At 76.2% G+C, this 14523-nt stretch carries 7 protein-coding genes; 3 read left to right on the top strand and 4 right to left on the bottom strand.

The features are described from left to right. Nucleotides 1-26: 26 nt before the first annotated feature. The 4 genes from DER29_RS31315 to DER29_RS31330 are packed head-to-tail and all read right to left on the bottom strand — an operon-like array spanning nt 27 to nt 3502. Nucleotides 27-1046 carry an HAD family hydrolase gene (locus DER29_RS31315; RefSeq protein ID WP_121401469.1) on the bottom strand — a complete coding sequence of 340 codons (1020 nt, stop codon included), beginning with the start codon at nt 1044-1046 and terminating at the stop codon, nt 27-29. Nucleotides 1047-1051: 5 nt separating this feature from the next. Further along, nucleotides 1052-2215, bottom strand: a complete 1164-nt coding sequence (locus DER29_RS31320; protein ID WP_121401220.1) for an acyl-CoA dehydrogenase family protein — start codon at nt 2213-2215, stop codon at nt 1052-1054. Next, nucleotides 2212-2481 (bottom strand): acyl carrier protein, encoded by a 270-nt coding sequence (locus DER29_RS31325; protein ID WP_121401221.1) that lies wholly within the window; start codon nt 2479-2481, stop codon nt 2212-2214. The genes DER29_RS31320 and DER29_RS31325 overlap by 4 nt, the downstream gene beginning before the upstream one ends. Nucleotides 2482-2494: 13 nt before the next feature. Further along, nucleotides 2495-3502 (bottom strand): ketoacyl-ACP synthase III family protein, encoded by a 1008-nt coding sequence (locus DER29_RS31330; protein WP_199729629.1) that lies wholly within the window; start codon nt 3500-3502, stop codon nt 2495-2497. A gap of 231 nt (nt 3503-3733) precedes the next feature. Between DER29_RS31330 and DER29_RS31335 the strand changes: the two genes are divergently transcribed. Genes DER29_RS31335 through DER29_RS31345 form a run of 3 tightly spaced genes read left to right on the top strand, consistent with a single transcriptional unit; the run spans nt 3734 to nt 14486 of the window. Continuing rightward, nucleotides 3734-5491 (top strand): condensation domain-containing protein, encoded by a 1758-nt coding sequence (locus DER29_RS31335; protein WP_158619125.1) that lies wholly within the window; start codon nt 3734-3736, stop codon nt 5489-5491. Then, nucleotides 5488-12825, top strand: a complete 7338-nt coding sequence (locus tag DER29_RS31340) for a non-ribosomal peptide synthetase (protein ID WP_121401223.1) — start codon at nt 5488-5490, stop codon at nt 12823-12825. Before DER29_RS31335 ends, DER29_RS31340 begins: the two co-directional genes overlap by 4 nt. After that, complete coding sequence (locus DER29_RS31345) at nt 12822-14486, top strand: amino acid adenylation domain-containing protein (RefSeq protein WP_121401224.1); 1665 nt, start codon at nt 12822-12824, stop codon at nt 14484-14486. The genes DER29_RS31340 and DER29_RS31345 overlap by 4 nt, the downstream gene beginning before the upstream one ends. Nucleotides 14487-14523: the final 37 nt, after the last annotated feature.

Raw genomic sequence — 14523 nt, forward strand, 5'->3', positions numbered from 1 at the left:
CGCGCCGCGTCCGATGATCCGCTCGTTCACGCCGCCACCACCCGCACCGGGTGCGCCCGCGCGGCCGGCGGCCGGGCCGGGTCGATCGCGAGCGTCCACCGGTCGCCCGCGTCGTCCTCGACGGCGAAGCCGGCGAACCGCAGGGTGACCAGCATCTGCCGGTTGACCGCGGTGGGCACGAACTCCGCCACCGGGCGCCGGCCCGCGGCGAGCGCGGTGTGCACGAGGTGGTCCAGCAGGGCCGCGCCGGCACCGCGGGACAGCACCCGGCACGACATCAGCAGCAGCCGCAGTACGGTCGCGGCCGGCTGCAACTCGGTGACGGCCAGCCCGACCGTGCCGTAGGAGCCGAACCTGTCCCGCAGCCGCGCCACCAGCACCTCGTGCCGGGGGGACGCGCACAGCGCGCGCAGCTCGGCCGGGCTGAACGTGACGCCGGTGGTGTTCAGCTGGTGGGTGCGTACGGTCAGCTCGTGTGCCCGGGCGAGGTCGGCCGGGCCGGCCCGACGCACCTGGAGCACCAGGCCGAGCGAGGCGAGGAAGTCCGCGGGCGGCCCGGCATGCGTGGCCTCGGCGGCCCGGCGTCGCTCGTCGGTGCGGTAGAGCTGGCGGCGCTGCCGGGACTCCTCGGTGACGACGTCAGGGGTGAACTCGGGCAGCGCCGGCAGCCCGGCGACGGCGTCGGCCGGGTGACAGCGCACGACCGGCAGCGCGGCGGCCACCTCGGCGCGCTCCACCGGGTCGTTGTCGACGAACGCGACGGTGTCCAGGCCGATGCCCAGGTCGGCGGCGATCCGGGCGACCGCGAGGGACTTGGCGCCCCAGCCCACCTCGACCCGGGTGAACAGGTCGAGCAGGCCGTGCGCGGCCAGGTGGGCGGTGGCGGCGGCGCGCTCGCCCCGGCTGGCCACGGCGTGCAGGACGCCGCGCCGGTCCAGGGCGTGCAGCGTGCGTACGGCGGCGGGGAACGGCACCGGCTCGTCGCCCTCCAGCACGACGCCGTCCCACAGCGTGTCGTCGAGGTCCCAGACCAGGCACTTCACCATGCTGGTCACGGCCGCCCTCCCGGTCGCGTCGCTCGGGCGCGCCGCAGCAGGTGGTCGGCGATGTGCAGTTCGGCCACCTGGGCGGAGCCCTCGATGATCTCCATGACCTTGGCGTCCCGGTAGAACCGGCCGGCCCGGCTGTCCGGGGCGCAGCCGGCCGCCCCGAGGACCTGCACGGCCGCACCGGCGACCAGGGCGGCGGTGCGCGCCGCCGCGTACTTCGCCGCGACCGTGCCGGCGATCGCGTCGGGAGCACCAGCGGCCCGCCACCGGGCGGCCCGGGCGGCGAGCTCCCGGGCGGCGGCGGTGTCCACCGCGGCCCGGCCCAGCAGCCCCCGCACGGTCTGGTGCTCGGCGAGCGGGGTGCCGCCCTGCCGGCGGGTGAGGACGTGGTCGGCCATGTCCCGCAGGCACGCCTCGGCCATACCCACGCAGCCCCAGCCGACCGTGAACCGGCCGTGGTCGAGTGCGGTGGCCGCGACGTGCGACAGGCCGAACCCGGGCGGTGCGACGCGGTTCGCCGCCGGGACCCGTACGCCGTCGAGCTGGATGTGGGCCAGCTGGGCGGCCCGCAGGCCGAGCTGGCCCTCGACCGGCTGCCGCGTCACGCCGGCCCGGTCGGTCTCGACGAGCACGGTGGTGTGCCGGCCGTCCAGCACCCCGAGCACCAGCAGCACGTCGGCGACCTGGCCGAAGGTCACCCAGCGCTTGGCGCCGGTCAGCTCCAGGGTCGGCTGCCGGCCACCGGCGACGGCACGGATGCGGGTGTCGACGGCGGTCAGGTCGCTGCCCGCGCCGGCCTCGGTGGCGGCGAAGCCGGCGAGCAGCTCACCGCGGGCGAACGCGGGCAGCCAGCGCGTCCGCTGCTCGGCGGTGCCCCAGCGCAGTACGGCCGCGGCGACCATGCCCTGCACGGTGACCAGCGCGCGCAGCGCGCCGCACACGCCGCCGAGCCGGGCGCACAGCTCACCGACCTGCGCCGGCGTGGCGCCGAGGCCGCCGTGGTCGACCGGCAGGTCCGCGGTGAGCAGCCCGGCGGCGGCCGCGGCGCGGCGTACCCCGGCGGGCAGCGCGCCGTCCCGGTCCCAGCGGGACGCCTCGTCGCGCGCGGCCGCGGCGAGGTCGTCCCCGAGCTCGTCGAGCGCCGGCGGCGCGACCGTGGCGGTCACGCCGGGATCCCGGCTCGGCCGGCGGTCTTGGCCAGCACGAAGTCGGTCAGTCGGGAGATCGTGCGGAAGTGGTCGAGGTCGAGGTCGGCCACCTCGACCTCGATGTCGAAGCGCCGCTCCACGAACACCACCAGCTCGATCGCGAACAGCGAGTTGAGCAGGCCGAGCGCGAAGTAGTCCTCGTCCGGGCCGATCGGTCCGGACACCGCCGGGGCGATGAAGTCGTGCAGCACCCGCGCCACCGCGGACCGGTCCGGTGCTCCCATCCCCACTCCCATCTCAGTCACCCGCGACGGCCGCGGGATCGCCGTCGAACTCGACCAGCACCATGCTCCAGGCGGCCACGGGGCTGGAGCTGACCAGCACGGCCCGCTCGCCGCCCCGCAGCCGCCCGGTGCCGATCTCGGTCGCCAGGTTGAGCAGCACGTCGTTCGCGCCGAGGTGGCCCAGGTCGCGCAGGTTGTCGCGGCAGGTCGAGGCGACCGCCACCCCGAGCGTCTCCTCGACGAACCGGAACGCGCCCGCCGACAGGTTGTGGCTCACGTGCCGGGCGACGTCCGACGGCGTCAGCCCGTTGCGGTCCAGCAGGCGCCGGTACATCGCACGCAGCCGGTTGCGGCTCTCCAGCGCCAGCTGGAAGGAGTACTCCCGAGGGTCGCGGCACTGCTCGGTCCAGCGGGCCGACGGGCGGTCGCGGTAGTCCACCCGGAACAGGTCCCAGTAGCGGCCGTCGGTCTCCTGAAGCACGTCGCGCACCCGCAGCGGCCCGTCCCGCGAGACGACCACGGCCATGCCCCCGTCGCCGCTGACCGTAACGGGGTGCCGGTAGCGTCGCGGCGTGGCCGGCGTACTGCCGTGCACGACGAGGACGTCCGTCAGGTCCGGGTCGGCGGCCAGCAGGCCGCGCGCCACCAGCAGCGCCGGCGTGCTCGACACGCAGCCCAGCCCGCCGACGGAGAAGGTCAGGGCCCGCTCGGCGCCGAGGTACGCCTGTAGCCGGGTCTCGGCGGAACTCATCAGCGTGGCCGGCGCGCGGGACTCCACCACGACCAGCGCCCCGATCCGGGCCGGGGCCAGCCCGGCGGCGGTCAGCGCCCGGGTGGCGGCGCCCGCGGCCAGGTCGAACGCGTCCAGCTCCGGGTCGGTACGGACCCGGTCGATCCCGAGGCCGGCGCAGAGTTCCCGCTCGGCCGGCCCCAGGTACGCCAGCTCCGGCAGCTCCGCCACCGCGACCGACCGTTCCGGCAGGAACGACGCCATCGTCCGTACCGCGATCGTCCCGGGCATGTCGCCGCACCTTTCGTAGCAGAGGCCGTCGTCGGTGTCCCGTCCCGGGCGTCCGGACCCGGTCCTCCGTGCGGTGTCCCGCCCGCCGACTCGATGCCACTGTGCCGATCGCGGCTCGGGCCGGGACAGAGAAGGACCGGCAGAGGCGTTGCCGGTCCTTCTCTGGTTCCGGCCTGCCTGCGTCCACCAGTCTCGATCCGACGCCGACCGCCGGTGAAGGGGAGACCGCCGATGCCGAGCCGGATGCCCACCCAGACCAACGCCCCGCCGCCGAGCGGCACCCGGATCCGGCCGGTGCCGCGCACCGGCGCGCTGCGGCTGTCGCCGGGGCAGGAGCGGCTGTGGTTTCTCGACGGGCTGCACGGCGACGGCACCGAATACCTCGTCTGGCTGCGGCTGCGCCTGCGCGGGCCGTGGGATCCCGCCGTGTTCGCCGGCGCCGTGACCGCGGTCGTCGGCCGGCACGAGGTGCTGCGCACCCGGTACCGGGACAGCGACGGCGAGCCGGTGCAGGTCGTCGACCCGCCCGGTCCGGCCGACGTCACGGTCGTGGACCTGACCGGCGGGCCGGACGCCGGAACCCGGGCGGCGGCGCTGCTCGACACGACGGCGGGTCGGCCGTTCGACCTGCGCCGGGAGCACCCGCTGCGGGTCGTGGTGGTACGGCTCGCGCCGACGGAGCACCTGGTCGGCCTCACCCTGCACCACATCGCCGCCGACGCCTGGTCGTGCGACGTGCTGCTGCGCGACCTGGACCACGCGTACCGCGCGTTGGCGGCCGGCCGGCCCGTGCCGGCGCCACCACCTATGCAGTACGCCGACGTCGCGGCCTGGCAGCGGGCCCGGCGCGAGGCCGTCGGCGCGGCCGGCATCGGCTACTGGCGGGACCAGCTCGCCGGGCTCGAACCGGTCCTGCTGCCCACCGACCGCCCGCGCGGCGCCCGCCGCGACCCCGTCGGCGACATGCTCGCCGTGGACGTGCCGCGGCGCGTCGCCCGGTCGGTCGCCGCCGCCGGCGAGCGGTACGGCACGAGCGCCTTCATGACCCTGCTGGCCGCCTTCCAGGTGCTGCTGGCGCACCGGACCGGCCGCACCGACATCGCCGTCGGGATGCCCGCCGCCGGGCGGGACGCGCCGGAGACCGAGGACCTGATCGGCTTCTTCGTCAACACCCTGGTGCTGCGGACCGACCTGGCGGGCCGGCCGTCGTTCGCCGAGGTGCTGGACCGGGTGCGCACGACGGTACTGGCCGCGCTCATGCACAACGACGTCCCGTTCGAGGACGTCGTCGCGGCGGTCCGGCCCCGCCGCGACCCCGCCCGCAACCCGCTGTTCGAGATCATGTTCCAGGTCCTGCACACGGCGGAGACGCCCGGCACGCTCGGCGGCGCCACGGTGGAACCGCTGCCCATGAACGCCACCGACGCCAAGTTCGACCTGGTGTTCACGGTCTGCCGCACCGCGGCCGGCGACCTGCGGTGCGTTCTCGAGTACGCCGGCGGCCTGTTCGACCGGACGACGATGCGGCGGCTCGCCGAGGACTACGTGGCGCTGCTGGAGCGGTTGGCCCGCGAACCGGAGGCCCCGGCGGTCCGGCTGGCCCCGGCGCCGGGCGCGCCGGCCGTGCCGGCGGCTGCGGCGGATCCGCCGCCACCAGCCCCGGCGCCGCCGGCCGACCCGGCGCCGCCGGCCGACCCGGTCGAGCAGGCCGTCGCCGGGATCTGGTCGAGGCTGCTCGGTGTCGACGACATCGCCGCCGACGACGACTTCTTCGACCTCGGCGGCCACTCGCTGCTGGTCGCCCGGGTGCGTACCGCGCTGCGGCAGGCGTTCGCCGTCGATCTCCCCCTGCAGGTCCTGTTCGAGGCCACCTCGGTGGCCGGACTCGCGGCCGTGGTCACCGCCGCGGTCCGCGCCGACGTCAGTCGACTCTCCGACAGCCAGGTGCAGGACCTGCTGTCCCGAGCCGCCCGGGAAGGAACCCGATGACCGAGATGCTGGAGTCGCCCACCCCGCACGAGAAGCTGCTGGAGCGCCGGCTGCTCGGCCTCGAACCGCTCCCCGAGCCGGGCATCCCCCCGGTGCCCCGGGTGGACCCGCCACCGCTGTCGCACGCCCAGCGCCGGCTGTGGATCCTCGACCGGCTGCGCCCCGGCGGCGTCGAGTACCTGGTGCAGATCGCGCTGCACATCACCGACCGGCCCGGCAGCCGGTTGGCCGTCCCCGCGCTGCGGGCCGCGCTCGACGGGCTGGTGGCCCGGCACGAGGTGCTGCGCACCCGCTACCCGGCCGGCCCCGACGGCGAGCCGGTGCAGCTGATCGACCCGCCCGCCCCGGTCCCGCTGCCGGTCCGCGACCTCACCCACCTGGACAGCGAGACCCAGTGCCGGTTGCTGAACCGGCTCGTCTCGGTCGACCGCGAACCGATCGACCTGGCCGCCGGGCCGGTGTTCCGCGCCCTGCTCGTGCGGCGGGAGCCCGACCAGCACCTGCTGCTGCTCACCACCCACCACATCGCCATGGACCTCTGGTCGGAGGGCCTGCTGCTGGACGAGCTGCGCCACCGCTACACCGCCGCGCTCGACGGCCGCCCGGCCGACCTTCCCCCGCTGCGGGTGCAGTACGCCGACGTGGCGGCCTGGCAGCGGCAGCGGACCGCCGAGCTGCGCGAGAGCCACCTGCCGTACTGGCGCCGCCAGCTCGCCGGCGCCACGCCGGTGGACCTGCCGACCGACCGGCCGCGGCCGGCGGTACGGGACTCCGCCGGCGACGTCTTGCCGTTCACCGTGCCGGCCATGGTGGCGGCGGCCCTGGGGCAGCTGGCCCGCCGCCACCACGCCACGCCGTTCATGGTCCTGCTGGCGGCGTACGCGGTCGTGCTCGGGCGGTGGAGCGGCCGGACCGACGTCACGGTCGGCACGCCGGTCGCCGGGCGTGGGCACGACGACGTGCAGGGCCTCATCGGGCTCTTCGTGGACACCGTCGTGGTGCGGGCCGACCTGGCCGACGATCCGACGTTCGGCGAGCTGGTCGAGCGGGTCCGCCGTACCTCGTTGGACGCCTTCGACCACCAGGAGCTGCCGTTCGAGCAGCTGGTAGAGGAGCTGGCGCCGGTCCGCGACCCCGCGCGGACCGCGCTGTTCTCGACGATGTTCGTCTGGCAGGAGGCCGGGCCGGAGGGCTTCCAGGTGCCCGGGTCGGACGTCCTGTCGGTGCCGATCCCGTTCGCCGACGCCAAGTTCGACCTGACCCTGTCGGTGTCCCCGTGCCCGGACGGTTCGCTCGCCGGCGCCGTGGTCTACGCCACCAGCCTGTTCGACCGCGGCACGATCGAGCGGTTCGCCGCACACGTCGGGCAGCTGCTGGCCGGCGTGGCGGCGGCCCCGGACGCCCCGCTGGCCGACATCGACATGCTCCCGCCGGACGAGCGCGAGCAGCTGCTCGACGGCTGGAACGACACCGCGACCGACGTGCCGGCCACCACGCTGCCGGCCCTGTTCCGCGCCCAGGCGGCGGCCACCCCGGACGCGGTGGCCGTGCGGGCGGCGGACCGCAGCCTGTCGTACGCCGAACTCGACGCCCGCGTGACCGCGCTGGCGCTCCGGCTGCGCGCGGCCGGGGTCGGCCCCGAGTCGGTGGTCGGGGTGTGCCTGGAGCGCGGCCCGGACCTGGTGACCGCGCTGCTGGCCGTGCTCACCGCCGGCGGCGCCTACCTGCCGCTGGACACCGAGAGCCCGCCGCAGCGGCTGGAGCAGCTGCTCACCGACGCCGCGGTACGGGTCGTGGTGACCGACCGGGACGCCGTCGGCACCGCCGCGCGCACGGTGGTCCGGCCCGACGCGGACGGCGCCGCCCCGCACGGGCCGCTGCCCGACGACCCCGACCCGGACCACCCGGCGTACGTGCTGCACACCTCCGGCTCGACCGGCCGGCCCAAGGGCGTCGTGATCACCCACCGCGCGTTGGTCAACCGGCTGGCCTGGATGCAGCGCGAGTACCCGCTCGACGCCACCGACCGGGTGCTGCACAAGACGCCGTACGGCTTCGACGTCTCGGTCTGGGAGCTGTTCTGGCCGCTGGTCACCGGCGCGACGCTCGTCGTCGCCCGCCCCGGCGGGCACCGCGACCCGGCGTACCTGGCCGCGACGATCGTCGAGCACGGCGTCACCACCCTGCACTTCGTGCCGTCGATGCTGCGCGCCTTCCTCGACACGCCGACCGGCGAGCTGCCCTCGGTACGCCGGATCTTCGCCAGCGGCGAGCCGCTGGCGGCCGAGCTGGCGGCGGCCGTGCACGAGCGGTTCGGCGGCGAGCTGCACAACCTCTACGGCCCGACCGAGGCGACGATCGACGTGACCGCCGCGCGGTGCCTGCCCGGGGCGCCGGTCACGATCGGCCGGCCGGTCGCCAACACCCGCGCCCACGTCGTCGACCCGGACCTGCGGCTGCTGCCGGCCGGCGTGCCCGGCGAGCTGGTGGTGGCCGGCGTCCAGCTCGCCCGCGGCTACCTCGGCCGCCCCGCGCACACGGCCGACCGGTTCGTGCCGGACCCGTTCGGCACGCAGCCGGGAGGCCGGCTCTACCGCACCGGCGACCTGGCCCGGCACCGCGCCGACGGCACGATCGAGTACCTGGGCCGGCTGGACCGGCAGGTGAAGCTGCACGGCCACCGGATCGAGCCGGGCGAGGTCGAGGCGGTGCTCACCGCGCATCCGGACGTCGCCGCCGCCGTGGTCACCGTGCACGACGACCGGCTCGTCGCGTACCTCGTCGGCTCGGGAGCCGGGCAGGCCGGTCCGGCGCTCGACCGGGACGGGGTCGCGGCGCACGCCCGGGCCCGGCTGCCCCGGCAGCTGGTGCCCGCACGCTGGGTGGTGCTCGACGCGCTGCCGCTGACCGCCGCCGGCAAGGTCGACCATCGCGCGCTGCCCGCGCCGCCCAGCAGCGCCGGGCCGGTGGCGGAAGCGCCGCAGAGCCCGGTGGAGCGGACGATCGCGCGGGCCGTGGCCGACGCGCTCGGCGTCGACGCGGTGGGCCGGCACGACGCGTTCTTCGCGCACGGCGGCGACTCGATCCGGGCGATCCGTGCCGTCGGTGCGCTACGGGCGGCCGGTCTGCCGGTGTCGGTGCACGACCTGTTCGGTCACGCCACGGTGGCCGAGCTGGCCGAACTGGTCGGCACCCGGGCGCCGGAGGGGCCGGCCGACGTGGGGGAGCGGCCCGCCGAGCAGCCGGTCGTGGCGCCGTTCGCGCTGCTGTCCGACGCCGACCGCGCGCTGCTGCCGCCGGGCCTGGTCGACGCGTACCCGATGGGCGAGATCCAGGCCGGGATGGTGTACGAGATGCTGGCCGCGCAGCGGCCGGTCTACGTGAACGTCAGCTGCTACCGGATCGAGGACGAGACGCCGTTCGACCTGGCCGACCTGCGCGCGGCGGCGGCACTGCTGGTGCGGCGGCACGAGATCCTGCGTACCTCGTTCGCGCTCGCCGGCTACACGCGGCCGTTGCAGTTGGTGCACCGCACCGCCGAGCTGCCGGTGGACCTGGACGACCTGCGGGATTTGCCGCCGGCCGCGCAGCGCCAGGTCCTCGACGAGTTCCTGCTCGCCCAGCGCGCCGTGCCGTTCGACCTGGCCGTGCCGCCGCTGCTGCGCTACACGGTGCACCGGACCGGCGAGCGCGAGTGGTGGCTCACCCACGTCGAGTGTCACGCGATCCTCGACGGCTGGAGCCACACGTCGGTGATCGCCGAGCTGCTCGCGCACTACCGGACGCTGCGCCGTGGTGGCGTGCCCCGGCCGGCGCCGCTGCCCGCCGTCCGGTTCGCCGACTTCGTCGCCGCCGAGCAGGCGTCGCTGCGCTCGGCGGCCGACCGGGACTTCTGGACCGCCACCATCACGGCCGCCGACAAGCTGGAGATCCCGGCCGAGTGGGGCGGCCGGATGGACGGGGCCGAGGGGCCGGACGGCACCGACGACGCGCCGGGCCAGGTCGTCGTCGGGTACGCCGACCTGGAGCCGGCGCTGCGCCGGCTCGCGGCCGACGCGGGGGCGTCGCTCAAGAGCGTGCTGCACGCCGCCCACCTCGCGGCCTGGGGCGTGGTCACCGGGCGGCAGCGCTTCTTCACCGGGCTGGTCGGCAACGGCCGGCCGGAGCGGCTGCGCGGCGACGAGGTGATCGGCATGTACCTGAACACGGTGCCGTTCCCCGCCGACCTGACCGCCGCGAGCTGGCCGGAACTGGTGCGGGCGGTCTTCGCGCGGGAGGCGCGGATGTGGCCGCACCGGCGCTACCCGATGGCCGCGATGCGGCGCGACGGCCGGCACGCCTCGGCGCTGGTCGACGTCAGCTTCACGTACCTGGATTTCCACATGCTCGACTGGAGCTCCGGCATCGACCTGGAGGCCGACTTCAGCCCGAGCGAGCAGCCGGTCTCCGCGGTGTCGTTCCCCGGGTACCTGCGCCTGCTCGGTCGGCCCAGCAGGATCGGGCGGCCGTACCTGGAGCTGGTCGGCCGGACCTACCGGCAGGTGCTGGCGTCGATGGCCGCCAGCACGGCCGACCCCGGTGCCGCCCGCGACCCCGGCGCCAGTCCCGACCTGACCCTGGCCGCGACGTCGTCGCCGCGGACCGTCACGCTGGCGCCGGCCGACCGCGACCGGGTCCTCGTCGAGGCGAACCGCACCGACCGGGCCTTCCCCACCGATCTTCCGGTGCACCGGCTGATCGAGCGGCAGGCCCGGTCCGCGCTGACCGCCGTCGCGCTGCGGCAGGGCGTCGTCAAGGTCTACTACGCCGAGCTGGAGCTACGCGCGAACCGGCTGGCGCACCGGCTGCGCACGCTCGGCGTCGGCCCGGGCACGGTCGTCGGCATCTGCCTGCCGCGGACGCCCGACCTCGCCGTCAGCGTGCTGGCCGTGCTGAAGGCGGGCGGCGCGTTCCTGCCGCTGGATCCGGCGTACCCGGTCGAGCGGCTGCGGTTCATGCTCGACGACACGGGCGCCGCGGTGCTGCTCGCCGCCGGGCGGCTGCCGGCCGGCCTCGTCCAGGCCGGTCCGGCGGGCGTGCCGACGGTCGACGTGACCGACGAGTCCGCCCAGCTCGACATGCCGGTCACCGCGCCGGAGGTGGCGGTGGCGCCGGAGGACCTGGCGTACGTCACCTTCACGTCCGGCTCGACCGGGCGGCCCAAGGGGGTCGCCGTACCGCACCGGGCGCTGCTCAACCTCCGGCACGCCCAGCAGGAGGTCTTCGACGTCCGACCGGGCGACCGGATGCTCCAGTTCTTCTCGGTGGGCTTCGACGCGTCGGTGTCCGAGCTGGTCGCCGCGCTCACCGCCGGCGCCGAGCTGGTGCTGCCCGCGCCCGACCGCGACCCGGGCGACCTGCGCGGCGAGGCGGCCACCCTGACCCACCTCTTCCTGCCGCCGTCGATGCTGAGCCGGCTGGATCCGGCGGACTTCCCGCAGCTGCGGATCACCCTGGTCGGCGGCGAGGCGTGCCCCGCCGTACAGGCCGACCGGTGGGCGCGGCACGCCGCGTTCGTCAACCTCTACGGCCCCACCGAGGCGTGCGTCGCCGCCACGTACGCACCGGTGGCCGCCGGCGCGCCGGACCGGATGCCGTCGATCGGCACCCCGCTGGCGAACGTGCGGTGCCACGTCCTCGACGTCAACGGGCGACCGCTGCCCGCCGGGGTGCGCGGCGAGCTGTACGTCGCCGGGGCGGGCCTGGCCCGCGGCTACCTCGGCCGTCCGGCGCTGACCGCGGACCGGTTCGTCCCGGACCCGTTCGGACCGCCCGGCAGCCGGATGTACCGCACCGGCGACGTGGTCTCCCGCGCCGACGACGGCTCGCTGCGCTTCCACGGGCGCGGCGACCAGCAGGTCAGCGTCCGCGGCTTCCGCATCGAGCTCGGCGAGGTCGAGCACGCGCTGCAGGCGCACCCGGCCGTCGAGGCCGCGGCCGTCGCGGTCGCCGCGGCGGGCACCGAGGAGGCGACGCTCGTGGCGTTCGTCCGGCCCACCGCCGGCAGTTGCGGCGCCGCCCCGTCCCCGGCCGAGCTGCGCGAGCACGTACGCCGCCGGCTGCCGGCGCACATGGTGCCGACCCGCTGCCACGTCGTCGGGCAGTTCCCGGTCACCGCCTCGGGCAAGGTCGACCGCCGCGCGCTGATCGCGGCCGAGCCGAAGCCCGCCGCCGCGCAGGTCACGCCGGTGGCGCCGCGCACGCCGCTGGAGCGGACCATCGCCGACGCCTGGGCGCAGGTGCTGCGGCTGGACCGGGTCGGCATCGACGACGACTTCTTCGACCTCGGCGGGCACTCGATGGCGATGATGCGGATCATCTCGCTGCTGCGGGAGTCGCACGGCGTGGAGCTGACGTTCCGGGCCTTCCTGGAGCACCAGACCGTCGCGCGGCTGGCCGCCGCGATCACCGACGGCGCGGTCGGCGGCCCCGAGGCGCCGGCCGCGCCCGGCAGCCGCAACCGGGCGCTGCTGTGGCTGCGGCGCGGCAGCGCCACGCCGCTGTTCTGCATCCACCCCGGCGGCGGCAGTGCCCACTGGTTCCAGCGCTTCCTGCCGTACCTGGACCCGCAGCTACCGCTGGCCGCGTTCGAGTGGCCGAAGCCGCACGGCGACCACGCCACGATCCCCACCGCCGCCGAGATGGCCCGCCGGCACCTCGACGAGCTGCGGGCCGCCCAGCCGCACGGGCCGTACCGGCTGTTCAGCTGGTGCGGCGGCAGCACGATCGCGGCGGAGCTGGCCACCCTGCTGCTGGACGCCGGTGAGGAGGTGACCTTCATGCTCCTCGACCCGGTGCTGGACGCGCAGACCCGGCCGAAGTTCTACGAGCAGATGGGCTTCGTGCGCCGGCTGGAGAAGCTGGTGCTGGAGATCGACCGGGGCGGGCCGGAGGCGGACACACCCGAGCGGCGCGCCGAGATCATGGACCTCTACGAGCGGGTGGCCAACGACATCGACGAGAAGGAGGGCATGGCGCTGCCCGAGCGCGGCGTCGGCGCCGCCTGGCCGCGGATGGTCCGGGTCTGGCGGGAGTCGTTGCAGGCGCTCATCGAATACCCGAACCCCCGCTACGCCGGCAGGCTGCACCTCATCGCCAGCGACGCGCTCGCCAACGGCCAGCACGTGGTGTCCAGCGGCCAGACGTTCGCCGACTACCTCGAACGGTGGGAGGAGCTGATCGGCGGGGGGATCGAGCTGCACCGGGTGCCCGGGGACCACATCGGGATCATGAAGCCGCCGCTCCTGGTGCACCTGACCGACGTGATCAGCGCCGTGCTGGCCGGCACCCGATGACCACCGCGCCGCGCCGCCCGTCGGCCGATCCGGCCGCACCCGGGCGGGCGACGCCCGACCCGGCCGCGCAGCAGCGGGCGTGGAACGCCACCGCCCGCGCGTACGCCGCGGACGGCCCGGTGCACCGGCTGTTCGAGGCGCAGGCCCGGCTTCGCCCGGACGCCGTGGCGGTGCGCTGGGCCGGCGGCGCGCTGACCTTCGCCGAGCTGGACCGGCGCGCCAACCGGCTGGCGTGGGCGCTGCGCGACCACGGGGTGGGACCCGAGACGCCGGTGGGCATCCGGGTGCCGCGCGGGCCGCTGCTGGCGGTCGCCGTGTACGGGGTGCTGAAGGCGGGCGGCTGCTACGTGCCGGTCGAGCCGACGCTGCCCGCCGAGCGGGCGCACACCCTGCTGGCCGAGGCCGGTGTGGGGCTGCTCGTCGTCGCCGAGGGCGAGGACGGCTGGCCGCTGCCGCCGGGGGTGCGCCCGGTGGGCGCCGACGCCCCGGTCGCGGACCCCCGCGAGGAGCACCCTCCGGAACCCGGCACCGGCGTGGACTCCACCGCCTACGTGGTCTTCACCTCCGGCAGCACCGGCCGGCCCAACGGCGTCGCCGTGGCGCACCGGTCGCTGCACAACCTCCTCGCCTGGTGTCGCCGCACGCACGGCTTCGGCCCGCACGACCTGGGGCTGTCGGTCACCTCGCTCGGCTTCGACCTGTCCGTCTTCGACCTGCTCGGCCTGCCCGCGTACGGGGCGGGCGTCTACCTCGCCGACGACGCGCAGCGGCGCGACCCGGAACTGCTGCTCGACGTGCTGCTGCGTGAGCCGGTGACGTACTGGAACTCCGCGCCGACCACGCTGGCCCACCTCGCGCCGCTGCTCGGCGGGCACCGGGGTGCCGCCGGCACCGGCGACCTGCGGCTGGTCTACCTCAGCGGCGACTACACGCCGTTGACGCTGCCCGACGAGGTGCGGTCGGTCTTCACCGGGGCGACGATCGTCAGCCTCGGCGGCGCCACCGAGGCGACCGTCTGGTCGAACTGGTTCGAGGTCGGCGTGGTCGACCCGGCCTGGCGCAGCATCCCGTACGGGCGGCCGATCGACAACGCGCAGTACTGGGTGGTCGACGAGGACCTGCGGCCGTGCCCGGCGGGCGTGCCGGGCGACCTGCTCATCGGCGGCGACGTCCTCGCCCTCGGCTACCACCGTCAGCCGGAGCTGACCCGGCAGCGGTTCGTCCCGGACACGCTCGGGCCCGACCCGCGGGGCCGGCTCTACCGCACCGGCGACCGGGCGAGCTTCGGCCCTGACGGGGTGCTGACCTTCCTCGGCCGGGTCGACGGGCAGGTCAAGATCCGCGGCGCCCGGGTGGAGCTGGCCGAGGTCGAGCACCGCCTGCGCGGGCACGCCGGCGTGAAGGACGTGGTGGCGCTGGCCCGGCCGGCCCCCGACGGCGACCGCGCGCTGGTGGCCTACGTCGTGCCGGCACCCGGCTGCCGCCCGACCGTACGGGAGCTGCGCCGGCACGTGGCCGCCGCGCTGCCGGACTACATGGTGCCAGCCGCGGTGGTGTTCGTGGACGGCTTTCCCGCCACCGGCAACGGCAAGCTCGACCGCGCGGCGCTGCCGTGGCCGGCGCGCACCGGCAGCACGCACGTGCTCGGGGTGCCGGGGTGAGTCGCCGGCCGGCGGCCGGTGGGCGCACCCCGGGGGG

The organism is Micromonospora sp. M71_S20 (assembly GCF_003664255.1).
Taxonomy (GTDB): Bacteria; Actinomycetota; Actinomycetes; order Mycobacteriales; family Micromonosporaceae; genus Micromonospora.